20 protein-coding genes and 1 pseudogene are annotated in these 22179 nt (G+C 72.9%); 14 read left to right on the top strand and 7 right to left on the bottom strand.

Features of this window, described 5'->3' with window-relative positions; genetic code table 11:
- Positions 1-147: 147 nt before the first annotated feature.
- Together E4U91_RS31430 and E4U91_RS31415 are read left to right on the top strand one after the other, a co-directional pair.
- Positions 148-840, top strand: coding sequence for a hypothetical protein (locus E4U91_RS31430; RefSeq protein WP_137309943.1), 693 nt, complete (start codon positions 148-150; stop codon positions 838-840).
- A gap of 658 nt (positions 841-1498) precedes the next feature.
- Positions 1499-1954, top strand: a pseudogene (locus E4U91_RS31415) (sensor histidine kinase); the annotation flags it as partial.
- Between the two features lie 25 nt (positions 1955-1979).
- Here E4U91_RS31415 and E4U91_RS31410 read toward each other — a convergent pair.
- Positions 1980-2357: a (2Fe-2S) ferredoxin domain-containing protein gene (locus tag E4U91_RS31410; RefSeq protein WP_137309940.1), complete on the bottom strand. Its 378-nt coding sequence runs from the start codon at positions 2355-2357 to the stop codon at positions 1980-1982.
- 296 nt (positions 2358-2653) lie between these two features.
- Between E4U91_RS31410 and E4U91_RS31405 the strand changes: the two genes are divergently transcribed.
- On the top strand, positions 2654-3475 hold the full coding sequence (locus tag E4U91_RS31405) for a thioesterase II family protein (protein ID WP_137309939.1): 822 nt from the start codon (positions 2654-2656) through the stop codon (positions 3473-3475).
- Positions 3476-3731: 256 nt separating this feature from the next.
- The gene (locus tag E4U91_RS31400) at positions 3732-4937 is read left to right on the top strand and encodes a metallophosphoesterase (protein WP_137309938.1); all 1206 of its coding nucleotides are present in this window, start codon (positions 3732-3734) and stop codon (positions 4935-4937) included.
- 214 nt (positions 4938-5151) lie between these two features.
- Here the strand turns inward: E4U91_RS31400 and E4U91_RS31395 are convergent, their stop codons facing one another.
- From E4U91_RS31395 to E4U91_RS31385, 3 genes are all read right to left on the bottom strand, one after another.
- Positions 5152-5394, bottom strand: coding sequence for a DUF5302 domain-containing protein (locus E4U91_RS31395; RefSeq protein ID WP_137309937.1), 243 nt, complete (start codon positions 5392-5394; stop codon positions 5152-5154).
- A 77-nt stretch (positions 5395-5471) separates the two neighbouring features.
- Positions 5472-6893, bottom strand: coding sequence for a DEAD/DEAH box helicase (locus tag E4U91_RS31390; RefSeq protein WP_137309936.1), 1422 nt, complete (start codon positions 6891-6893; stop codon positions 5472-5474).
- Between the two features lie 168 nt (positions 6894-7061).
- Positions 7062-7592: a hypothetical protein gene (locus E4U91_RS31385; protein WP_137309935.1), complete on the bottom strand. Its 531-nt coding sequence runs from the start codon at positions 7590-7592 to the stop codon at positions 7062-7064.
- A gap of 226 nt (positions 7593-7818) precedes the next feature.
- Here E4U91_RS31385 and E4U91_RS31380 point away from each other — a divergent pair, with 226 nt between their 5' ends.
- From E4U91_RS31380 to E4U91_RS31355, 6 genes are all read left to right on the top strand, one after another.
- Positions 7819-10407 carry a GmrSD restriction endonuclease domain-containing protein gene (locus E4U91_RS31380; RefSeq protein WP_137309934.1) on the top strand — a complete coding sequence of 863 codons (2589 nt, stop codon included), beginning with the start codon at positions 7819-7821 and terminating at the stop codon, positions 10405-10407.
- 132 nt (positions 10408-10539) lie between these two features.
- Positions 10540-10737: a DUF397 domain-containing protein gene (locus E4U91_RS39955; protein WP_422070917.1), complete on the top strand. Its 198-nt coding sequence runs from the start codon at positions 10540-10542 to the stop codon at positions 10735-10737.
- 360 nt (positions 10738-11097) lie between these two features.
- Positions 11098-11874, top strand: coding sequence for an ABC transporter permease (locus tag E4U91_RS31370; RefSeq protein ID WP_137311095.1), 777 nt, complete (start codon positions 11098-11100; stop codon positions 11872-11874).
- Between the two features lie 110 nt (positions 11875-11984).
- Positions 11985-13037, top strand: a complete 1053-nt coding sequence (locus tag E4U91_RS31365) for a taurine ABC transporter substrate-binding protein (RefSeq protein WP_137309933.1) — start codon at positions 11985-11987, stop codon at positions 13035-13037.
- A complete protein-coding gene (locus E4U91_RS31360; RefSeq protein ID WP_137309932.1) occupies positions 13024-13860 on the top strand; it encodes an ABC transporter ATP-binding protein in 837 nt (278 codons plus the stop codon). Before E4U91_RS31365 ends, E4U91_RS31360 begins: the two co-directional genes overlap by 14 nt.
- Before the next feature lie 79 nt (positions 13861-13939).
- Entirely contained in the window at positions 13940-14824 is an 885-nt protein-coding gene (locus E4U91_RS31355; RefSeq protein WP_137309931.1) for a TauD/TfdA dioxygenase family protein, read from the top strand.
- A 116-nt stretch (positions 14825-14940) separates the two neighbouring features.
- Here E4U91_RS31355 and E4U91_RS31350 read toward each other — a convergent pair whose 3' ends face one another.
- Positions 14941-16860: an ABC transporter ATP-binding protein gene (locus E4U91_RS31350; protein ID WP_137311094.1), complete on the bottom strand. Its 1920-nt coding sequence runs from the start codon at positions 16858-16860 to the stop codon at positions 14941-14943.
- 222 nt (positions 16861-17082) lie between these two features.
- On the opposite strand from E4U91_RS31350, the gene E4U91_RS31345 reads away from it, so the two are divergent.
- Positions 17083-18009, top strand: coding sequence for a lysylphosphatidylglycerol synthase domain-containing protein (locus tag E4U91_RS31345; RefSeq protein WP_241678748.1), 927 nt, complete (start codon positions 17083-17085; stop codon positions 18007-18009).
- A gap of 113 nt (positions 18010-18122) precedes the next feature.
- On the opposite strand, the gene E4U91_RS31340 is transcribed toward E4U91_RS31345, so the two are convergent.
- On the bottom strand, positions 18123-18779 hold the full coding sequence (locus tag E4U91_RS31340) for a DsbA family oxidoreductase (protein WP_137309930.1): 657 nt from the start codon (positions 18777-18779) through the stop codon (positions 18123-18125).
- Entirely contained in the window at positions 18776-19255 is a 480-nt protein-coding gene (locus tag E4U91_RS31335) for a nucleoside deaminase (RefSeq protein ID WP_137309929.1), read from the bottom strand. The genes E4U91_RS31340 and E4U91_RS31335 overlap by 4 nt, the downstream gene beginning before the upstream one ends.
- 258 nt (positions 19256-19513) lie before the next feature.
- Here E4U91_RS31335 and E4U91_RS31330 point away from each other — a divergent pair, with 258 nt between their 5' ends.
- The 3 genes from E4U91_RS31330 (at position 19514) to E4U91_RS31320 (ending at position 22125) form a co-directional block, all read left to right on the top strand.
- Positions 19514-19960, top strand: coding sequence for a MarR family winged helix-turn-helix transcriptional regulator (locus tag E4U91_RS31330; protein ID WP_137309928.1), 447 nt, complete (start codon positions 19514-19516; stop codon positions 19958-19960).
- A 432-nt stretch (positions 19961-20392) separates the two neighbouring features.
- The gene (locus E4U91_RS31325; RefSeq protein WP_137309927.1) at positions 20393-21871 is read left to right on the top strand and encodes an AMP-binding protein; all 1479 of its coding nucleotides are present in this window, start codon (positions 20393-20395) and stop codon (positions 21869-21871) included.
- Positions 21868-22125: an acyl carrier protein gene (locus E4U91_RS31320; RefSeq protein ID WP_137309926.1), complete on the top strand. Its 258-nt coding sequence runs from the start codon at positions 21868-21870 to the stop codon at positions 22123-22125. The genes E4U91_RS31325 and E4U91_RS31320 overlap by 4 nt, the downstream gene beginning before the upstream one ends.
- The last annotated feature ends 54 nt before the right edge of the window (positions 22126-22179 follow it).

Here is a 22179-nt window from a genome sequence, read left to right as displayed (position 1 = left end):
TCAAGCCTGTACGCACGAGCGCAGTCCCCAGGTCGCGCCCACCTCCTGTGACATGGACCACGTGTCCGGGGCGCGACCCCACGGGCGCCGAGGGGCGTACAGGGGTGCGGGCATCAACCGGACGCCCGCAGGAAAGGACACTGACTCATGCGCACCCGCCCGATCATGCTCATCGCAGCCACCGCCACAGCCATCGCAACGGCGGCGGGAGTGGCCAGCGCTGCGACCGGCACTCCCCAGCACACCGCCACGGCTCACGGCAAGCCGTCCGGGAACCGCTTGACCGCCCCCCAGGACGGCTTCACTGTCACCAGCACGAGGACGTCCCCGATCGGTGCCGGGGCCGTCGCCAAGATCCTGGCCTCATGCCTGGGCCAGGACGCCTCGAACTTCCACGCGGTGATCGCGGTCCGCGCTCCCGTCGCCACCCAGGACACGGACGGCGTGGTCATCGCCGTCAACTCCGCCCGCCAGTACGTGCAGTGCGAGACGAAGGGCCACAAGGGCACCAGCATGTCCGTCCCGCCGACCTTCATCAACGACCGCCTGTGGGGCACCGGCCACCTGATCGAGTTCTTCGACAGCTTCAGCGAGCCGGCCCACGGGGAACAGACCCTCTCCCTGGGCGCCGGACACTACACACCCGACGTCGCCAAGATCACCATCAGCTACGGCGACAACCCGACGCAGTACCCGGCCCTCATGGCAGACGGCGCGTTCGTCTACACCGCGGCCCTCTCCGGCCCCGAACGCAACTCCCCCTCCCCCTACGTCCACGCCTACAACGCAGCCGGCCAGGAGATCTACAACCAGCAGACGGAACCCACCACCAAGCAGTAACACCCGTCACCGCAACCCCTCACTGCGGCCCCGGCACTCCGCCCGGGCCGCAGCAACCACAAGCGGCACCGGGCTGGTACGGCCACCCGGCCCCGGGAGAGCGTCCTGAACCGGGGCGTGAGCCCGCCCGGACGTCGAGAAGGACGGTGCGGCCGCGGCAGTGTGTCAGGGGGACGGCTGCCGGAAGGGCGAGGTCCTCGCCGCGCAGGACGAGGCCGGTCAGGCGGCCACGTCGCAGGCCGGCGGTGTCCATCAGCTGGTAGGCGATGCAGCCGGACGCCAACCTCATCGGCTGAGCTACGAACAGCTCTCCGGCCCGGGGCAGTCGGCCTCCCGATGCTCACCCTCGCAACTCCCGGCCCCATGGGCGCGACGTTGCCGGCGGGTACCTGAACGCATCCTGACTGCCACGCGGTTCTTCCGGCCCGCCCGGCACGGGCCGATCACGATGGGGCCATGCACACCCGCACCACGTCCTGGCTGCGGCACCGGCTCGGCCGCGCCGTCGTCCTGTCCTACGCCCTCGCCCTGCTCGTGCCCGGCCCCGGCCTGTGGCTGCGCCGCCCCCACCCCCTGCCGCCGGCGCACCTGACGCTGCACACCGCGCCGCTGCTGCTGTCCCTGGTGCTGTTCTCGGCCGGGCTCAAGGTCCCGGTCCGCCCGCGAGGGCGCCCCCAGCGCCCCCGGCACCGCCGACGTCCTCGCCACGCTGCGCCGCCTCACCCAAGACCCGGGCCTGCCACCCCACTTGACGGTCACCGCCGACGGCCCGCCGCTGGAGGCCGGAGTCCCGCCCGCCCTCCTCGAACGGATCGTCAGCCCCCTCCTGGCCAACGCCTGCCGCTACGCCCACGGCGAGGTCGCCCTGCGCGTCCACCGCTCGCCCGTCGGGGTGCGCATCGAGGTCACCGATGACGGCCCCGGGGTCCCGCCCGCGTTCGCCGGGCAGCTCTTCGAGCCCGGCCGGCGCGCGGAACCCGGCGACGGACACGGCGGAGCGGGCCTGGGGCTACCGTTGGCCCGACGCCTGGCCCGCTCGGCCGGGGGCGAGGTGACGTACGACCCCGGACACGCTCCCGGGGCACGGTTCGTGGTCACCCTGCCCGCCGGGTGACCCTTCCTGGGCGGTGCGGCGTCCCTCAGGGGCGCCCGGCGCGCCGGGGCGGGGTGAAGGCGTAGAGGTCCAGGACGTCCGGCAGCGGGGCCACTCCCGGGCCCCCGGCGCGCACCCAGGCGACGATGTCCTCCGTCGCCTCCGTGTCGTTGACGAGTCCGAGCCACACCGGTCGCGCACCGGCGGCACGGCCCGCGGCGGACGGCTGTACGACGATGACGTTGGCCTGGTCGCACACGTCGAGGCAGTCGGAGATGCGGACCGGCACCTCCGCCCGCAGCCGCGCGCTCTGCGCCGCGTGGTCCACCCCGGTCACCTTGGGGCTGCCGCAGCAGCAGTCCCGGCACACGACGACCCGGCACGGCACCGTCCCGCCGGGTGCTCCCCTCCGCCCTTTCGGCATGCCGCGTCACTCCCCTCCCGGGAGATCGGCCCCGGTGTCGTACGAGCGGATGCGCACCGGATTCCTCGGACCGCCCTCGCCCATGTCAGGGGCATCATTCCACCTCGGCCTCCTCCGCCACCGGGTGGGGGCGGCCGCGCCAAGTGCCCCGCGAGAGTCAGGGGTTCGGGCGGAGGGGCGGGGCCGCCTAGGCTGGCGCCGTCATGTGTGCGGGCCCCGTGGGGCCGCCCGTCGAGCGAGGCGGAGCGTTCCGGTGCCCTGACACCGCGGAGCGCCTCCGGTGAGGAGTCACGTGGATGAGCACGGACAGGAGCACGGGAACGGGTGCGCGGGGCGGCGGGGCGGGGGCCCGGGACAGCCTGTGGGTCCGGCGGTTCCACCCCGTCGAGGCGCCGGCGGCGCGGGTGGTGTGCCTGCCGCACGCGGGCGGTTCGGCGTCGTTCTTCTTCCCCTTCTCGGCGGCACTGGCCGCCACGGGCCGCGTCGAGGTGCTGAGCGTGCAGTACCCGGGGCGGCAGGACCGGCGTGACGAGCCGCCGCCGGCGTCCCTGCCCGAACTCGCGGACGGCGTCCACCGGGCGCTGCGCGGCTGGACGGACCGCCCGCTGGTGCTGATGGGGCACAGCATGGGCGCGGTCATCGCCTACGAGGTGGCGCGGATGTTCGAACGGGAGGCGGACGGGGTGCCGCTCGGTCTGATCGCGTCCGGCCGCAGGGCCCCGTCGGTGCACCGGGTGGAGACCGTGCACCGGCTCGGCGACGAGGAGTTCCTGGACGAGGTCCGCTCGCTGAGCGGCACCGCCTCCAGGCTCCTGGACGACGAGGAGATCGTACGGATGATCCTGCCGGGGCTGCGGGCCGACTACCGGGCGGTGGAGACGCACGAGCCGGCGCCCGAGCCGCCGCTGCGCTGCCCGGTCGGGGTGATCACAGGCGACGCGGACCCGCGGGTGACGCCGGAGGAGGCGCAGGCGTGGCGGCGGCACACCACGGGCGGTTTCCACTTCCGGGTCCTGCCCGGCGGGCACTTCTACCTCAACGACCACCAGGCGTCCGTGACGGACACGATCGGTGAGTACGTGGCGGCCTTCACGAAGGAGACGACGGCCACGGGCTGATGCCTCGCGCGGCCGAGTGGACGTCCGCGCCGATCACCAGGGCGTGCCCGCCGGGCACGGCCCCCGGCGACTGCGGCAGCCGAGCGGCCACCAGCGCGACGCACACCAGCCCCCGACAACCCCTGACCGGCGCTCCCGGGCACCCCTGGGGTCGTCGTCCGGGGCGGCCCCGGGCGGGTGTGCCGGGACTCGGGTGCCGCGGGCCGTGGGCGGGGGATACAGTGCGCGGAACGGCAGCCTGGTCAGGGAGGAACACGTGACCGACACCAGCAGCACCGGGCAGGCCCGGGGTGAGGCGACGGCGCCGCGCCGCAGGGCGCTGTACCGCCTGATGCGTTACCTCCCCCTGGTCGCCCCCGTCCTGCTGTGGGCCGTGCCGTGCTGGGTGCTCCTGTACACCGGCCAGCACTGGCCGCTCCCCGCCACCGCGGGCGGCACCGCCCTGTTCGTCCTCGGCCTGGTCGCGATGCCCCTCGGGATGGCGCGCGGCCACGGCCGGCGCCAGCAGGACGCGGCGGCGGTCCTCGGTGACACGCTGCTGGGCGTCAGTTGGGTCCTGTTCACCTGGTCCGTCCTGCTCGGCGTGCTGCTGCGGCCCGCCCTGGCCGTGGTCGGCGTCGGCGTCGGACAGGACCGCGCCCGCACCGTCGCCTGGGCCGTCCTCGGCGTCAGCGCCGCCCTGCTCGCCTGGGGGTACGCCGAGGCCCGCCGCGTCCCGCGCGTGCGCCGGCTCGACGTACGGCTCCCGCGGCTGGGCGCCGGGCTGGACGGGCTGCGCGTCGTCCTCGTGACCGACACCCACTACGGGCCCCTCGACCGGGCCCGCTGGTCGGCCCAGGTGTGCGAGACCGTCAACGCCCTGGACGCCGACCTGGTCTGCCACACCGGTGACATCGCGGACGGCACGGCCGAACGCCGCCGCGCCCAGGCCGCCCCGCTCGGCACCGTGCGGGCGACCCACGCCCGGGTCTACGTCACCGGCAACCACGAGTACTACAGCGAGGCCCAGGGCTGGGTCGACCTGATGGACAAGCTCGGCTGGGAGCCGCTGCGCAACCGCCACCTGTTGCTGGAACGCGGGGGCGACACCCTGGTGGTGGCCGGCGTGGACGACGTCACCGCCGAGTCCTCCGGGCTGCCCGGCCACCGCGCCCACCTCGCCGGGGCCCTGGACGGCGCCGATCCCGGCCTGCCGGTCCTGCTCCTGGCGCACCAGCCCGCGTTCGTCGACCGGGCCGCGGCCGCGGGCGTGGACCTCCAGCTCTCCGGGCACACTCACGGCGGTCAGATCTGGCCGTTCCACTACTTGGTCCGCCTCGACCAGCCCGCGCTGGCCGGCCTCAGCCGCCACGGTGCCCGCACCGTGCTCTACACGAGCCGCGGCACGGGCTTCTGGGGTCCGCCGTTCCGAGTCTTCGCCCCCAGCGAGATCACCCTGCTGGTGCTCCGCAGCGGGAACTGACCCGCGCGGCACCGGTGGTCACGCGCAAGCGCGCCCGGTGGCCAGCCCGGTGCTCACGCGCAGGTGCGCCTCGTGGCCGGCACGGTGCTCACGCGCAGGTGCGCCTCGTGGCCGACACGGTGCTCACGCGCAGGTGCGCCTCGTGGCCGACACGGTGGTCACACGCAGGCGCGCCTGGTGGCCGGCGGCCTCCACGACCGCCGGACCGATCGGCTCAGCCGCCGCTCTTGCGGCGGAACGACCGCTGGCTCGACGCCGGGCCGTGCGCCGCGCGCACCTTCGAGGCGTCCGGGCCGGCGGCCGCGTCGGCGGCGGCCGCCTGCGCGCCGCGCTTGCGCGCCAGGGCCTCGCGGAACTTCGCCTTCAGGTCGTAGGTGCCGTCGCTGTCCGGCGCGAGCGCGGACGTCTCGGGCGTGGCCGGTTCCGAACCTTCCGGGGTGGCGGGCTCTGCGGTCATGGTGACCTCCTGGGTTCGGGGATGGGCTGGGCAGGCACAGCTTGTCATGCCGGGCCCGGTGCGTGGCGCCGGCTCCGTCATCCCGCCCGGTTGCGGCGCACCGCGGCGGCCTTGCGGGCCTCGGCGAGCTTGCGGGCCTCGCCGCCCTTCCGGGACCTGCCGCCGGCGCCGCGGGAGGGGTCCTTGGTCGTGCCGAGGCCACGGAACGGGGCGTTGGTGTTCTTGGGCCGGGGGGTGGCGGGCGCGCCGTCCAACGGGACGCCGGAGGGCATCCTGGCGCCGGTGATGCGGCTCAGCTCCGCCTCGCCCGAGCGCACCTTGGTGACGGTCGCCTCGACCCCGGCCTCGGCCAGGACGCGGCTGGTCTCGCGGCGCTGGGCGGACAGCACGAGCGTCACCACGCTGCCGGACCCACCGGCGCGGGCGGTGCGGCCGGCGCGGTGCACGTAGTCCTTGGGGTCGGTGGGCGGGTCGACGTTGACCACGAGGTCGAGGTCGTCGACGTGCAGGCCACGGGCGGCGACGTCGGTGGCCACCAGGACGCTGATCTGCCCGTCCTTGAACTGCGCCAGCGTCCGCGTGCGCTGCGGCTGGGACTTGCCGCTGTGCAGGGCCCCGGCGTGCACGCCGTTGGCCCGCAGGTGCCGGGTGAGCTGGTCGACGGCGTGCTTGGTGTCGAGGAACAGCAGGACGCGCCCGTCGCGGGCGGCGATCTCCGTGGTGACGGCGTAGCGGTCGGGGCCGTGGACGACCAGGACGTGGTGCTCCATGGTCGTGACCGCGCCCGCGGACGGGTCGACCGAGTGCACGACCGGGTCGTGGAGGTGGCGGTGGACCAGCTGCTCGACGTCACGGTCCAGGGTGGCCGAGAACAGCATGCGCTGGCCGTCCGGGCACACCTGGTCGAGCAGCTCGGTGACCTGCGGCAGGAAGCCCAGGTCGCACATCTGGTCGGCCTCGTCGAGGACGGTGGTCCGCACCCGTCCCAGGCGGCAGGCGTTGCGCTCGATCAGGTCGTGCAGGCGGCCGGGGGTGGCGACGACCACCTCGGCCCCCTCGCGCAGCGCCGCGATCTGCCGGCCGATCGACAGGCCGCCCACGACCGTGGCCGTGCGCAGCCGCAGCGCCTCGGCGTACGGCTGCAGCGCCTGGGTGACCTGCTGGGCCAGTTCCCGGGTGGGGACGAGGATCAGCGCGAGGGGCTGCTTGGGCTCGGCGCGCCGCCCGGCCGTACGGGTCAGCAGCGGCAGACCGAAGGCGAGCGTCTTGCCCGATCCGGTGCGCCCGCGCCCCAGGAGGTCACGGCCCTGCAGGGCGTCGGGCAGGGTCGCGGCCTGGATGGGGAAAGGCTCGCGCACCCCGAGCTCGTCCAGGGTCCGCAGCACCTGCGCGGGCAGTGGGAGGTCGGCGAAGGAGGCGGCCGGGGGGAGGGCGGGGGTCGTGGTCCCGGACGGGGCGGGACCGCCGTGGGCGGCGCCGGAGTCGTCGGGGTGCTTCATGTAGAGCCTTCCGCAGCAGGGAACGTACCGAGGGAGGCCCGGCAGGTCGGCACGGCCCGCACCGGCGGCACCGAACAGACGGAACGGCCCACCGCGACGACCACGCAAACCCCCGACGCTAACACACGCACGGCTCCGGCCACGAAAGGGGCCCGTGGGCCCCGCGCATCAGTCCGCCCGCGCGACGCTCCGGAGGTGGTGGCGGGTGACCTTGGTGACCTCGTGCCAGAACGGCATCGCGGTCACGTAGAGGCCCAGCGCGCTGAGGATGCCCAGGGAGACGTCCACGCTGATCCGGCCCTGCTTGGCCCAGTACACGTCCTTGAGGTCGAGCAGCAGGGCGAACTCGTCGGCGATGAGCGCGGTGCCCGCGCCGTACAGGGCGCCGATCCCGGGGTGGCCGACGATGTCCTGGTCGCCCCGGACGGCCACCAGTCCGACGCCCGCGAGCGTGGCGATGCCGAAGTTGTAGTGGTGCAGGTGGGTCCGGCCGGCGGAGATGTTCCCCCAGGGAAGCCAGCCGCCCCGGATGCCGTGCGTGATCAGCCGGGCCGTGCCGAAGGTGCACCCGAAGCCGAGCCAGGCCGCCATGAGCGAGCGCTGCGCGGGCGCGGTGTGCTCGTCCAGCGCCCGGCGCCAGCGGTCCCGCAGGGCGGGGCGGGAACCGTTCGAGCGCCGCGGGTCCGGGGCTGCGGGCATGGTCGCTCCTCGTCGCTGATCACGGGTGCCCGGGAGGCCGCTGCCGCGCGGGGACACGGGTCAGGCCTACCACCGGGGAGGCGGACCGAAGCGGACACGTCACCCGGATGACCGGGACCGGGCAGCGCGGCGCGGCTGTTCGCCCTTGTGGGGCTTTCCGGTACGGGCACCGAACCCGCCTGGTGTAATCGGCGGCGGACGACCGAAGATCAAGGGGGGCCGCCACATGCAGGCCAAGGAAACGTTGTTCGCCGATCTTGTGCAGGGCCGCGCTCAGCAGTTTCAAGTTCCGCTCTATCAGCGGACGTACTCCTGGACCGATAAGCACCTCAAGCAGCTGTGGAGGGACATCCTGGAGCAGGCCGAGCTGCTCGAGGCAGCGGAGGAGAAGGCAAGCACCCACTTCCTCGGTTCAGTCGTGCTCGCGCCGTCGCCGCAGAACGAGGCGACGTTTCCCCGCTGGCTCGTCGTCGACGGCCAGCAGCGGCTGACCACGCTGTCCCTGGCCCTGGCCGCCATTCGGGACCATGTCGCGGCTAGCAACCCGGACGAGGCTGAGCGCATCAACGAGGAATACCTGATCAACAAGCGGAAGGGCGGCAACGACTACCTTCGCCTGCTGCCGACGCAGGCAGATCGGCCGCAGTTCGCCGCCCATATCCGTGGCTCCCTCACCGATCACGCTATTTGCAGCGGCATCGCCACGGCATATGCGTTCTTCCGTACTAAACTCGTGGAGGCGGACGATCCGGCAGCTCCGCAGAACGTGTTCCTCATCGAGCAGGCCATCACCTCCCGGCTCACGCTGGTCTCGGTGACCGCCGAGCGCAGCGACAACGTGCACCGCATCTTCGAATCACTCAACAACACCGGTCTCAAGCTGAGCCAGGCCGACCTGCTGCGCAACTACCTCTTCATGCGACTTCCGACGCGCGGCGAGCACATCTATGAGACTTACTGGCTCCCCCTGCAGGACAGCCTGAGCAACGACGAGCTGGAACAGCTCATGTGGCTGCAGCTGGTGCTCGACGGTGACGACCGGGTTCGTCGCCAGGACCTGTACGCGGCCCAGCAGAGGCGGTTCGAAGAGGGGACGACGGGCGAGGCGGAGATCGAGGCATACATCAGGCAACTCCATCGCCGCGGCGCTCACTTCCGTCGACTGCTGCATCCGGAGGAAGAGCCCGACCAGGCGGTGCGGACTGCCCTTCACCGCCTGGACGCCTGGCAGGCGGTCGTTACCTATCCGGCTCTCATGCTTCTCTTCGACCGACGCGAGCAGGGAGAGCTGGACTCCGCCGAGACCGCTCGCGCGCTGGCGTACATCGAGAGTTTCCTCGTCCGCCGAATGATCTGCCGGATCCCCACCAACAACCTCAACCGGATCTTCCAGTCCGTCCCTGGGCAACTCCCGCTGGACGTTCCCGTCACCGATGGGCTGCACCGGCTCCTCTCCTCCGAGAACCGCTTCTGGCCCGACGACGTTGAACTGCGCGAGAAGATCAGGACGGCGCCGTTCTATCAGTACGGCCGGTGGCAGCAACGCAAGCTGGTGCTCCAGCGACTGGAGGAGAGCTACGGGCATCCCGAACCGGTCGACTTCGCCGCCGCGCAGCTCACCATCGAGCACGTCATGCCGCAGTCGCCTGAAGACGCCTGGCTGCGCGCGCTGGCCGAGGACGCAGGCCAGGAGGAGACCGCCGAGCAACTGCACGCGCAGTACCAGCACACCCTCGGCAACCTGACACTCACCGCGGTCAATGCCGAACTCTCCAACCACCCCTTCGGTCGTAAGCAGGACCTGCTGCGGGGCAGCCACCTGGAGATGAACCGCCGCATCGCTGCCACCGAGCGCTGGGGCGTGCGCGAGATCCTGGCCCGCGCCGACGAACTCGCCGACCACGCCATCGCATTGTGGCCCGCCCCGCTGCGCGGGGTCGGCCGCGCTGAGCGCAGCCGCGACTGGCAGCTCGCCCACCAGGCCCTCGCCGCGCTCCGGCACGGCATGTGGACCTCGTACGGCGACCTCGCCGCGTTCCTCGGCTCCGGCGCCCAAGCCGTGGGCAACCACCTCGCAAACACCCCCAGGGTGGTCAACGCGTACCGCGTCCTCACCTCGGACGGCAGAATCTCCGAGGGCTTCCGGTGGTCGACACCCCAGGAGGCGGGCAGCGACGACGTTCGTGCCCGGCTGGCGGCCGACGGCGTCCGCTTCACAGCCACCGGCGCCGCCGACCCAGCACAGCGGCTCACCGCCGAGGACCTGGCCGCACTGCTCGCCGGCTCGGACGACGACCGGGCAGACGGCGAGGACACCGCAGAGGACGCAGCCGTGGGCACCTCTCCAGGCCAGGAAACCCGCGCCGAACGGTTCTTCCGCCAGCTCAGCGCCGACGACTCCCCCGTTACGGTCGAAGCGGTGCGCTCACTGTTCGCCCATTGGGAGGCACTGGGCGGCTGGATCGGCCACGGCTCGGGACACGTCACCACGAGCGCGTACCTCATGCTCGGCGAGTCGGGCGGCCCCGGCCGCGGCATCTGGCCGATGACGCTCTATCCGGGCGGCGGACGCGGAGGCACAGCCGAGGTGGTGTTCCAGTACCTGGCCGCCCGGGAGCCGTTCACCGACCGCGCACTGCGCGCCCAGCTGTTGTCCCGTCTCAACACATTGGACGGCGTCGACCTGCCGGAGGGCAAACTGGAGCTCCGTCCCAACATCAGGCTCTCCCTGCTGGAGAAGGAGCGCAACAGGGAACTGCTCAGCGAGACGTTGACGTGGTTCCGGAACTGCTGGGTGAACCAGGGCTCGTCCTGATCCAAGGGCGCCGGTCGCGCTCCGCGTCACCGTCTTGCCGCCCGGCCGGTACAGCCCGCAGCGCCAGGCGTCCACGAGCGAGGTGACGAGGAGCGCCTGCGGCCGGGCGCGGCACGGGGCTGCGCTCACCGCGTGGAAGTCGCCACCGACGCCGCCGCCATACACGTACGGGACTCCAAGACGCGCCGCGGTCCCCGGCTCGCCTTCACGCGCGGCGCGTGGGCCGGGTGCGTCGCGGGTCTGAGGGCGGCCGGGGCTGACCCGTCGCGCGCCGCACCGGCCTCCCAGGGACTTCCGGGAGGCCGGCCCCGTCTCATCGCGTACCAGTAAGTGGGACGCCTGTTGGTATGGAGCCTCCGCTCCTGTACAAATGTGCCTCATGAATCCCGAGCCCCTCGTGCGACGCCTGGTCATCGACCTGTGCCGACGCCCGGGCTCGTGTTGTCGCTGATCCCAGCCCTCTCCCCTTCGCGCCCTGCCGTGCGGTGACGCCACCCGCACCGGGACGCCGCCCACCCCTGTCCTGACCCGGGGCCGCCCGCCCCGTCGTCGGTCGACCGCTACCGCGCGCCGTCGACGTCCCTTGGAGAACCCGCTGTGTCCACGACTCCGTCCCCGGCGAAGCCCGCCGCGCCCGCCGACGCCCCGCCGCCCGGCCGCCGCCCGCCCCGGCACCGCGTCCGGACGCGGGTGCGTCATGTCGCGCTGCCGCTCGGCTCGTTGCTGCTGTTCCTCGTCCTGTGGCAGGTGCTCGCCGCGAGCCACACCTGGAGCGAGACGCTGGTCCCGCCGCCCGCCAAGGTGTGGGACGCCTTCGTCGACGTGTCCACCACGCACGACGGCGTACGGGGCTACAACGGCACCACCCTCGTGGAGCACCTCGGCATCAGCCTGCGCCGCATCGCCATCGGCGCCGGTCTCGGCATCGTGGCCGGGGTGGTGTTCGGGCTGTTCATGGGCACCGTGGGCTGGCTGCGCTCGCTGTTCGAGCCGTGGATCACCTTCCTGCGCACGCTGCCGCCCCTGGCGTACTTCTCGCTGCTCATCATCTGGCTGGGGATCGACGAGGAGCCGAAGGTGACGCTGCTCGCGGTGGCGGCGTTCCCGCCCGTGGCCGTGTCCACCACGACGGCCGTCGCGGCGGTGCCGAAGAGCCTGGTCGAGGCGGCCCGCGCGCTCGGTGCGTCGCGGTGGGACACCGTCCGGGACGTCGTGGTGCCGTCCGCGCTGCCCGAGACGCTCACCGGGGTACGGCTTGCCGTGGGCGTGGCCTACTCCTCCCTGGTCGCCGCGGAGTTGGTGAACGGCCTCCCGGGCATCGGCGGCATGGTCAAGGACGCGGCCAACTACAACAACACCCCCGTGGTGTTGGTCGGCATCATCGCCATCGGCGTCTCCGGACTCGTCATCGACGGCCTGCTGCTGCGACTGGAACGCGTGGTCGTGCCGTGGCGCGGCCGCACCTGAGCCTCGCGCTCCCCCCCTTCTCCGCCCCCCTCTCCGCGTTCTCCGCGTTCTCCGCGCTTCTCCGCGTTTTCCCCTCGCATCGTCTGCCCGCATACAGAAACGGCTCCGTCATGTCTCCTGCCTCCCGCGGTCCGTCCCGCCGCCTCCTCCTCGCCGGTGCCCTGGCCGCCGTGTCCGCGGCCGTCACCGGCTGCTCCTCCGACAGCGAGGCGGCGTCGTCCGGCGGCTCGAAGCGGCTGCGCATCGGCTACTTCGCCTTCCCCAGCGGCGACTTGATCGTGAAGAACAGGAAGCTGCTGGAGAAGGCGCTGCCCGACCACAAGATCTCGTGGATCAAGTTCGACTCCGGCGCCAGCGTCAACCAGGCGTTCCTCGGCAAGTCCCTGGACATCGCCGCGCTGGGTTCCAGCCCGTTCGCCCGCGGGGTGTCAGGGAGTTCGCCCATCCCGTACAAGGTGGCGTGGATCCTGGACGTCGCCGGCGAGAACGAGGCGCTGGTGGCGCGCAAGTCGACCGGCGTCACCGATGTCGCCGGGCTGCGGGGCAGGAAGATCGCCACTCCCTTCGCCTCCACCTCGCACTACAGCCTCCTGGCGGCGCTGGAGGCGGCCGGTCTGAAGCCGTCCGACGTGCAGCTGATCGACCTCCAGCCGCAGCCGATCCTCGCCGCCTGGCAGCGCGGGGACATCGACGCCGCGTACGTGTGGCTGCCGACCCTGGACGAGCTGCGCGCGACCGGCACTCAGCTCACCAGCAGCAAGGAGATCGGCGCGGCGGGCAAGCCGACCCTGGACCTGGCCGTCGTGTCCGACGACCTGATCGCCAGGGACCCGGCGGCCATCGACGCCTGGCGCACGGCGGAGGCCGAGGCGCTGCGCCTGCTCAAGTCCGACCCCGACGGCTCGGTGAAGGCCGTCGCGGCGGAACTCGGCATCAGCGCCGCGGACGCCGCGGCGCAGCTGAAGCAGGGGGTGTTCCTCACCCCGGAGCAGGTCGTGTCCGCCGACTGGCTGGGCACGGAGGGCAGTCCGGGCAAGCTGCTCACCTACGTGTCCGACACCGCCGCGTTCCTGGCGGAGCAGAAGCAGATCGACGCCGTACCGTCGCAGGACGCCGTCCGCAGGGCCTTCTACTCGAAGGGGCTGTCCGATGTCCTCCGGTGAGGTCACCGCGGTCACCTCGGCCGCCGGGGCCACCGCGGAGGTGGACACCTCGGCCGCCGGTTCCGTCCGCATCGAGCACGTCACCCACCGGTACGGCCGCGGCGGCGAGGAGTTCACCGCCGTCGGACCGGTCGACCTGAGCGTCCCCGCGGGCGAGTTCCTGGTGCTGGTGGGCGCGTCGGGCTGCGGCAAGAGCACGCTGCTGCGGCTGATCGCCGGCTTCGAACGGCCCACGCAGGGTGCCGTGCGCGTCTCCGGCGCCGAGCCGCGCCCCGGCGAGGCGGCCGGTGTGGTGTTCCAGACGCCCCGGCTGTTCCCGTGGCGGACGGTGCGGGGCAACATCGACCTGGCGCTGCGGTACGCGGGTGTCAGCCGCTCCCGATGGCCCGAGCGGCGCGCGGAGTTGCTGGCCCGGGTCGGTCTGGAGGGCACCGAACGGCGCCGCGTCTGGGAGATCTCCGGCGGCCAGCAGCAGCGCGTCGCCATCGCCCGGGCCCTCGCCGCCGAGAACCCCCTCCTGCTGCTGGACGAGCCGTTCGCGGCGCTCGACGCGCTGACCCGGGAACGGCTCCAGGAGGACGTCCGCCGGGTGACCCGGCGGACCGGACGCACCGCGGTGTTCGTGACGCACTCGGCGGACGAGGCCGTGTTCCTCGGCTCCCGCATCGTCGTGCTGGCCAAGGGCCCCGGCACCGTCGCCCTGGACCTGCCCATCAGCCTGCCGCGGGACGACGTGGACGCCGAAGAGCTGCGCGGCTCACGGGAGTTCACGGAGCTGCGCGCCCAGGTCTCGCACGCCGTGAAGACCGCCGCGGCGGCCTGACCCCGCCGTCGGCCCGAGCGGCCCGAACCCCGTCCGACGAAGCGGCCCGAAACGCCGTACCCAGAAAGGAAGCACACAGGTGAGCATCCTCAGCGAACGGCCGGCCCCGGCCACCCTCCCGGTCACCGCGCTCGGCCCGCACTTCGGCGCCGAGATCCACGGCGTCGACCTCGCCCGCCTCGACGACGCCGAGGTCCTCGCCCTGCGCGAGGCACTCGTGGCGTACAAGGTGCTCTTCGTCCGCGGCCAGCACGGCCTCGACGACGCGGCGCAGATCGAGTTCGGCCGGCGCCTCGGCGAGGTCACCGTCGGTCATCCGGTCCACGACTCCGGCGACGTGGCCCCCGAGGTGTACGCGCTGGACAGCCAGGACAACGGGTTCGCCGACGTGTGGCACACCGACGTGACGTTCGTCCGCCGGCCGCCGGCGATCTCCGTGCTGCGCGCGGTGGTGCTGCCGCCCCACGGCGGCGACACCAACTGGGCGGACAGCCAGCTCGCCTACGAGTCCCTGTCGCCGGGGCTGCGGGCGTACGTCGACACGCTCACCGCCGTCCACGACGGCAGCCGCGAGTTCGGCTACTACCTCGCCCAGCGGCGCCAGGGCCGCGGGAACGTGTGGGAGGGCGAGGTGTTCACCGCACTGACCCCGGTGGAGCACCCCGTGGTCCGGGTCCACCCCGAGAGCGGCCGCAAGGGCCTGTTCGTGAACCCCGGCTTCACCTCGCACGTCGTGGGCGTCTCGGAGTACGAGAGCCGCGGCCTCCTCGACATCCTCTACGCCCACCTCACCAAGCCCGAGCACGTCGTACGGCACCGCTGGCGGCCCGGTGACGTCGCCCTGTGGGACAACCGCAGCACGGCGCACTACGCCAACCGCGACTACGGCGACCAGCACCGCGTCATGCACCGCATCACCCTGCGCGGGGACGCACCGGTCGGACCCGCGACCGGCCCGGCCTGACGGACCTGACCCTGACGTGCGGGTCGAGGGCCGGCGTCCGCGCGGCGTCGGACACGGCCTCGGCCCCAGCGTCACCCGACCGCGCCCCCGCCCTGCCCCCTGCCGGACGCCAGCCCCTACACCCCCACCGCGACCTCCGGGGCCCCCGGCTGCCCCGGCTCGCCCGACTGCTCGAACTGCGCCCGGTACAGCCCCGCGTAGCGGCCGCCGGCCGTCAACAGCTGTTCGTGGGTGCCCTGTTCGACGATGCGTCCCGCCTCCACGACCAGGATGCGGTCGGCCGAGCGCACCGTGGACAGGCGGTGGGCGATGACGACGGCGGTGCGGTCCGCCAGGGCCTCGGTCAGCGCCTCCTGCACGGCCGCCTCGGAGGTGTTGTCGAGGTGGGCGGTGGCCTCGTCGAGGACGACCACGCGCTGGCGGGCCAGCAGCAGCCGGGCGATGGTCATGCGCTGGCGTTCCCCGCCGGACAGCCGGTAGCCGCGCTCCCCCACGACGGTGTCGAGTCCGTCGGGCAGCGAGCGGACGAGGTCCTCGAGGCGGGCCCGGCGCAGCGCGTCCCACAGGTCGGCCTCGACGTCCGCCGCCCCGCCGCCGTCGTCCGGGCGGGCCATCACCAGGTTGGCCCGGACCGTGTCGTGGAAGAGGTGGCCGTCCTGCGTGACCATGCCGACCGTGGCGCGCAGGGAGCGCGCGGTGAGGTCGCGGACGTCGACGCCGCCGATGCGGACCGCGCCGGAGTCGACGTCGTACAGGCGCGGCAGGAGCTGGGCGACGGTGGACTTGCCGGCGCCGGAGGAGCCGACGAGGGCGATGGTCTGCCCGGGTTCGGCGCGGAAGGAGATGCCGTGCAGGACCTCCTCGCCGCCGCGGGTGTCGAGGGAGGCGACCTCCTCCAGGGAGGCGAGGGAGACGCGGTCGGCGGACGGGTAGGCGAAGCGGACGTCGTCGAACTCGACGGCCACCGGGCCGTCCGGCACGTCACGGGCGTCCGGCTTCTCCTCGATGAGCGGCTCCAGGTCCAGCACCTCGAAGACCCGCTCGAAGCTGACCAGGGCGCTCATCACCTCCACGCGTGCCCCGGCGAGCGCGGTGAGCGGCGCGTACAGACGGGTCAGCAGCAGGGCGAGCGCCACCACCGCGCCCGGCTCCAGGGCGCCGTGCAGGGCGAGCCGGCCGCCGAGGCCGTAGACCAGGGCGAGGGCCAGGGCGGAGACGAGGGTGAGGGAGGTGAGGAACACCGACTGGGCGGTGGCCGTGCGGACGCCGATGTCCCGTACGCGCGCGGCGCGGGCGGCGAACTCGACGGATTCCTGCTCGGGCCGGCCGAACAGCTTGACCAGGGTGGCGCCGGGCGCGGAGAACCGCTCGGTCATCCGGGTGCCCATCGCGGCGTTCAGCGTGGCCGCCTCGCGCTGCATGCGGGCCATGCGGCCGCCCATCCGGCGGGCGGGCACCACGAACACCGGCAGCAGGACCAGCGCGAGCAGGGTGACCTGCCAGGACAGGGTGAGCATCACGGCCAGGGTGAGCACCAGCGTCACGATGTTGCCGACCACGCCGGACAGGGTGTTGCTGAAGGCGCGCTGGGCGCCGATCACGTCGTTGTTGAGCCGGGAGACCAGCGCGCCCGTACGGGTACGTGTGAAGAACGCGACCGGCATGCGCTGCACATGATCGAACACAGCCGTCCGCAGGTCGAGGATGAGTCCCTCGCCGAGCGTCGACGACAGCCTGCGCCCGAGGATGCCGAGCGCCGCCTCCAGCAGCGCGATCAGCGCGATGAGCAGGGCCAGCCCGACGACCGTGCGCTCCTCCCCCCGCGACACGATCGCGTCGACGACCCGTCCGGCCAGGACGGGCGTGGCCACGGCGAGCAGCGCGGTCACCGTCCCCAGCAGGACGAAGACCGCGATGCGGCGGCGGTGCGGGCGGGCGAAGGCGCCGATGCGGCGCAGTGTCGCGCGGTCGAAGGGGCGGCGGTCCTGCTGGGCGTTGAGGACGCTGTGCAGCTGCATCCACGCGGTGGTCTCCATGCTCATGTTGAGGACGGTAGGACCTCGACCGTCGTTGAGGTCAAGGCGCGGTCGGTGTCCGCCCGTAAGCCGCAGTCCGTGATCCCGCCACCCGGTGTTGGCGCGGCGGGGAGAACCTTCCGTGGTGTGACCGCGGTAATCCTCCCCGAAGGGCCCCGTCCCCCGGGCCCGCTCCGCTCCCCCGTCCGGTCCGCGCGGCTCCCCCGTGCGCGGTCCCTCCCCGTGCGGCAGGCCCGGCACGTGCTGTGCCTGCTGCCGGTCCTGCTGGTCGCCGTCGTCGCGGTGCGCCACCGTTCCGTCCTCGCCGAGGGCCTCACGCTGCTGCGCTCGGCCGAGTGGCCCTGGCTGCTGGGCGCCGTCGGCGCGACCTGTCTGACCTGGGTGGCGGCGGCCGTCACCCGGCAGGGCGCCGTGGTGCAACGGCTGCCGGGACGGCGCCTGCTGGCCGCGCAGTTCGCGGCGGGCGCGGCCAACCACCTGCTGCCGACCGGGCTCGGCGCGAGCGCGGTCAACCTGCGCTTCATGACCGTGTGCGGGGTGCCGCCGGCCCGCTCGTCGGCGGCGCTGGCGCTGTACCTGCTCGCCGAGGCCGTGGCGCGGCTGGGCCTGCTCGCCGCGCTGCTGCTCGCCTTCCCGCACGCGCTGCGGCCGGGCACGCTGATGCCGTCCGGCGCGGTGGGTCCGCTGCTGGCCGGGCTCGCCGGTGTCGCGCTCCTCGCGGCACTCGCGCTGCTCCTCGTACGGCGGCTGCGCGCGGCCGTGTCCGGTTTCCTGCGCACGGCGCTCGACGAGGCCCGCTCGGTGCACGCCCGCCCGGCGCGGGCCCTGGCGCTGTGGGGCGGGTCGCTGGCGTTCCCGGCGCTGCAGGCGGCCGGCCTGGTGCTGGTGGGGCGGGCGCTGGGGCTGCCGGTGCCGGCCGCGCACCTGGCGGTGGCGTACCTGGCGGCGACCGCGGCGGTCGCCCTGGTGCCCACGCCGGGCGGGATCGGCTCGGTGGAGGCCGCGCTGGTCGTGGCCCTGGTGGCGGCCGGCGGGGCGGTGCCGGCCGCGACGGCGGTGGTCCTGGCGTACCGGATCATCACGGTCTGGCTGCCGCTGGTGCCCGGGGCGCTGACGCTGGGCGCGCTGGTGCGGTGGAAGGTGATCTGAACGGACGGGACGCGGGAGGGGCGCGACGGCCGTCGTCCCGGGCCACCGCGTTCGCCCCGCCCCGGGCCTTCACGCCCGCCCCGCCCCTTTGACGACCGACCGGTCGCCTGGGGTCAGCAGCCGTCGATCCCGCAGGCGTTGCCGGGGGCGTCGGGCGAGGCGGCCTGTTCCTCGAGGATCGCCTTGCGCAGGCGGGCCGCGTCGGGCACCCCTTCGATGCGGTACCGCTCGTTGACGATGACCGTGGGGACGACCGAGACGCTGTACGCCTCCGCGGTGCGCAGCGCCTCCTCGTGGGCCTTGCGGTACGTACCCTCGTTCAGGGCCCGGGCGTAGTCGTCGGCGTCCAGGCCGAGTTCGGCCGCGATCGCGGTGAGGACCTCCAGCCGGCCGATGTCCTGGTTCTCCTGGAAGAACGCCCTCAGCATCCGCGGGGTGTACTCGGCCGCCCTGCCGTGTTCGGCGGCGTACTGGTACCCCTCGAAGGCCAGCCGGGTGTACGGCTGCGGCGAGACGGTGGGCAGGGTGATGTCGACCCCCATCCGCCGGGCCATGGGGTAGACCGAACGCTCCCACACCGTGGGCAGGTAGGGGTCCTCGGGGCGCAGCGTCGGCTTCGGGTGGGGCCTGAGTTCGTAGGGCATCCACTCCACGTCGACGTCCAGGTCGTGGGTGGCCTCGTGCAGCGGCCCCTCGGCGAGCATGCAGTACGGACAGACGTAGTCGGACCAGACCTTGACGCTGATCCGGTCGGTCGCTGCCTGGTTCATCCGAGCCTCCTGTTGACCGAGCGGTACTCCTCGAACGGCTCGACCGCTCCCGGCACCTGCAGATGCGTCACTTCCACCGGCCAGTCGGCCGGGTCCTTCGCGAAGATCGAGTACGAGCTGGAGTAGTCGAAGCCGTACTCGGCGGCCGTCCGGCGGTCGACGGCGTACACGATCCTGCTGACGCCGAAGTGGAGCGACGCCATGTAGCACAGGGCGCACGGCTCGCCGGACGCGATCAGGGTGGCTCCGGCGGTCGCCCACACCCCTCGTTCGGCCGCGGCCCGGCGCAGGGCGACGATCTCGGCGTGGGCCGTGGGGTCGTTGTCCTCGCGGACGCGGTTGAACCCGTTGGCCAGGATCTGCCCTTGGTCGACGACGAGTCCGGAGAAGGGGATGCCGCCCCGGGCGACGTGTTCCCTGCTGATTTTCACCGCTTCACGGACATAGTCGGCCAGTCGGCTCTCGGTGGGTGTCATGGCTTCATCCCTGTCGGAGGACGGCGAGGCGGAGCGGAGGGCGAGGGCCGGAGGTCACCACCGGCGACGGCGCCGGTCCCGGCCGGGACGGCCTGCCCGCGCAGCGTGCCGGATCGTCCGGCACGTCCCCGCATATTTGCTTGTACGGACAACTTATCGCTTCGAAGAGGAGTCGGGAGGAATAAAAAGGCCGGGACAGAAGATTGCATGAACATGTATCTTGTTGTCAACGCTGCTCGGGAGGAGCCAGTACCCGGTATGACGACCATCCCCCAGGCGCCCACGGCGTCCTCTGACCAGGCCATGTGGAGCAGGCTGCTGACCCTGCACGCACACGTCGAACGACAGCTCACCCAGACGCTGCAGCGCAAGCACGGTATCGGTCTGTCCGAATACCGCGCCCTGGAGTGCCTGGCCCAGGCCGCCGACGGCGAACTGCGCATGCAGGACCTGGCGGACAAGGTGGGTCTCGGCCAGAGTTCGGTCACGCGCCTGGTGGCGCGCCTGAACACGGCCGGCTTCACCTTCCGCGACCTGTGTCCCGACGACAAGCGGGGCGTCTACGCAGTGATCACCGACGAGGGCCGGCAGCGCTACGCCGCCGCCCGCGGCACGTACGGCGACGTGCTGAGCGCCGCCCTGAACGCCGCGGGTGCCGTCCCGGAGCTCACCCGCACCGTGCAGGCCCTCCGCAGCGGGGGCTGAGCCGGACCACCCGTTTCACACACGCCGGCCCCCTGGGGGCCGAGCCAGGAGCCGCCCGTGCCACGGGCGGCTCTCGTCGTTGTGCGGGCGTTGCGGCGACCCAGGCTCGTGCGACGCCACATTTGAGGTAGAGCCTCACTTGAGCCTTGGAAGTGCGGGCGGCAGCCAATGTCCACCTTCGAATGAATTGCGCGCGAACCCCTGCCTCCATTTCAGCGTGACGTGAAATCCATCACACCGATCTTCGCAAGTACATGCTTGACTCTGCATGCACTCACGCTACGGTGAATCACCGAACGACTACGGGGGATGGTCGGAGCCGGCTCTCTCTGGTAGGCCGTGGCGCTCCGGATGACGTTCCCCGGTGCGCTCCTGCGCCGTCACCCCCCGAACGCACTCTTCCAGTCCGATTCGGGACGAACGAGGGGAACCATGCCATCCTTACGTCTCTGCGACGCGCTGGCCGGGCACGCACGACAGCGGCCCGAAGCCGTCGCCCTGGTGCAGGGCGGACGGCGAACGACCTACCGCCGTCTCGCGGACCTGGCCGACGAGCTCGCCTCGGCCCTGGACCGCCTGGACTTCGACCGGCGTCGTCCGCTGTGCGTACCGGCGCACAAGACGCCGGAGACGATCGCCCTGCTCATCGCGGCCTTCCGGTCCGGCTACGCGGTGCTCACCCCGTCGCCCGGGCTGGGTGCCGCGGTCCTGGGGACACTCACGGCGCAGGCCAGGTGCTCCGCGGTCCTCACCGTCGACGACCGGGGAGCGCTGCACCACGACGCCGTCCCGCAGGACGAGGCGGCCGCCGACGGATTCGACACCGTCGACCCCTCCGTCGCCCACCTGCTGCTGACCACCTCCGGGTCGACCGGAACGCCCAAGATCGTGCCGGTGGCCGCCGCGGCGTTCGACCGCTTCGCCGCCTGGGCCGGCTCGCACTTCCACCTCACCGAGCAGGACACACTGCTCAGTTACGCCCCGCTCAACTTCGACCTCTCCCTGCTCGACGTCTGGACCGGCCTCCGGCTCGGCGCCGCCGTCGTGCTCGTCGAGGAGGACTCGAGCACCGACGCCCGCCACCTGCGGGAGCTGGTCACCGCGCACAGGATCACCTTCGTGCAGGGCGTCCCCATGCTGTACCGGCTGCTCACCGGGGACGACGCCCGGTACCCGGGGGTCCGCACGGTCGTCCTCACCGGGGACACCGTGCCGCGCCCGCTGCTGGCCCGGCTCGGCGCGGCCTTCCCCGGCGCCCGCTTCCACAACGTGTTCGGCTGCACGGAGACCAACGACAGCTTCGTCCACGAGGTCGACCCCGCCACGGCCGGGGAGAAGACGCCGATCGGCCGCCCGCTGCCCGGCGTGCGAGCCCTGGTCCTCGACGACGAGGGGCACGTGCTGGACGGGCCCGGCACGGGTGAGCTGTACGTGTCGACCCCCTTCCAGACCGCGGGCTACCTGGAGCGCCGGCGCAACGAGGGGGTGTTCGTGCCCGCCCCCGACGGCAGTGCCGGGGTGTTCTACCGCACCGGCGACGTCGTCTCCCGGGACGCCGAGGGGCTGCACTGGCTGGAAGGGCGAACCGACTTCCAGGTCAAGGTCCGCGGGGTGCGTACCAACGTGCAGGAGGTGGAGAACGTCCTGGCCGCCCATCCGGACGTCGCCGAGGCCGCCGTGGTGGCCCTGCCCGACCCCGAGGCCGGCTACCGGCTGCACGCCCAGGTGACCCGGCGGCCCGGCACCGCACTCACCTCCCTGCGCCTGCGCACCCACGGCGCCGCGCACCTGCCCCGGCACGCCCTGCCCTCCTCGGTTCAGGTGGGCGACGCACCCCTGCCGCGCACCGCGACCGGCAAACCCGACCGCAACCTCATCAAGGCACTGCGCCAGAAGGGACACCACGCATGAGCACGCTCGTGGACGAGATCCGCAGCTACGTCGTCACCGACTTCCTCGACGGCGAGGACACCTCCGACCTGACGCCCGAGTTCGACCTGATCGCGAGCGGGGTCGTCGACAGCCTCGGTCTGGTCCGGATCGTCTCGCACCTCTCCAGCACCTACGCGATTCCCGTCGACGACATCCCGTTGAAGCCCGAGCACTTCCGCAGCATCGCCGCCATGGCCGCCTTCGTCGAGAGCGCGCGCCCCGCTGTCGTCTGACCCCCTCCCGATCACACGGAACGCATCCCGCGGATGCGCAACGCACACACCCGA

Origin of the sequence: Streptomyces lasalocidi, assembly GCF_005280215.1 — a bacterium.
GTDB classification, from domain to species: Bacteria; Actinomycetota; Actinomycetes; order Streptomycetales; family Streptomycetaceae; genus Streptomyces; species Streptomyces longwoodensis.
Note: the sequence above shows the minus strand (reverse complement) of the source record. Positions and strands in the feature narration are given on the sequence as shown.

Coding starts and splice junctions, on each gene's coding strand:
- E4U91_RS31430 (WP_137309943.1), top strand. CDS start 148: ATGCGCACCCGCCCGATCATGCTCATCGCAGCCACCGCCACAGCCATC.
- E4U91_RS31410 (WP_137309940.1), bottom strand. CDS start 2,357: ATGCCGAAAGGGCGGAGGGGAGCACCCGGCGGGACGGTGCCGTGCCGG.
- E4U91_RS31405 (WP_137309939.1), top strand. CDS start 2,654: ATGAGCACGGACAGGAGCACGGGAACGGGTGCGCGGGGCGGCGGGGCG.
- E4U91_RS31395 (WP_137309937.1), bottom strand. CDS start 5,394: ATGACCGCAGAGCCCGCCACCCCGGAAGGTTCGGAACCGGCCACGCCC.
- E4U91_RS31390 (WP_137309936.1), bottom strand. CDS start 6,893: ATGAAGCACCCCGACGACTCCGGCGCCGCCCACGGCGGTCCCGCCCCG.
- E4U91_RS31385 (WP_137309935.1), bottom strand. CDS start 7,592: ATGCCCGCAGCCCCGGACCCGCGGCGCTCGAACGGTTCCCGCCCCGCC.
- E4U91_RS31380 (WP_137309934.1), top strand. CDS start 7,819: ATGCAGGCCAAGGAAACGTTGTTCGCCGATCTTGTGCAGGGCCGCGCT.
- E4U91_RS31365 (WP_137309933.1), top strand. CDS start 11,985: ATGTCTCCTGCCTCCCGCGGTCCGTCCCGCCGCCTCCTCCTCGCCGGT.
- E4U91_RS31360 (WP_137309932.1), top strand. CDS start 13,024: ATGTCCTCCGGTGAGGTCACCGCGGTCACCTCGGCCGCCGGGGCCACC.
- E4U91_RS31350 (WP_137311094.1), bottom strand. CDS start 16,860: ATGGAGACCACCGCGTGGATGCAGCTGCACAGCGTCCTCAACGCCCAG.
- E4U91_RS31340 (WP_137309930.1), bottom strand. CDS start 18,779: ATGAACCAGGCAGCGACCGACCGGATCAGCGTCAAGGTCTGGTCCGAC.
- E4U91_RS31335 (WP_137309929.1), bottom strand. CDS start 19,255: ATGACACCCACCGAGAGCCGACTGGCCGACTATGTCCGTGAAGCGGTG.
- E4U91_RS31330 (WP_137309928.1), top strand. CDS start 19,514: ATGACGACCATCCCCCAGGCGCCCACGGCGTCCTCTGACCAGGCCATG.
- E4U91_RS31325 (WP_137309927.1), top strand. CDS start 20,393: ATGCCATCCTTACGTCTCTGCGACGCGCTGGCCGGGCACGCACGACAG.
- E4U91_RS31320 (WP_137309926.1), top strand. CDS start 21,868: ATGAGCACGCTCGTGGACGAGATCCGCAGCTACGTCGTCACCGACTTC.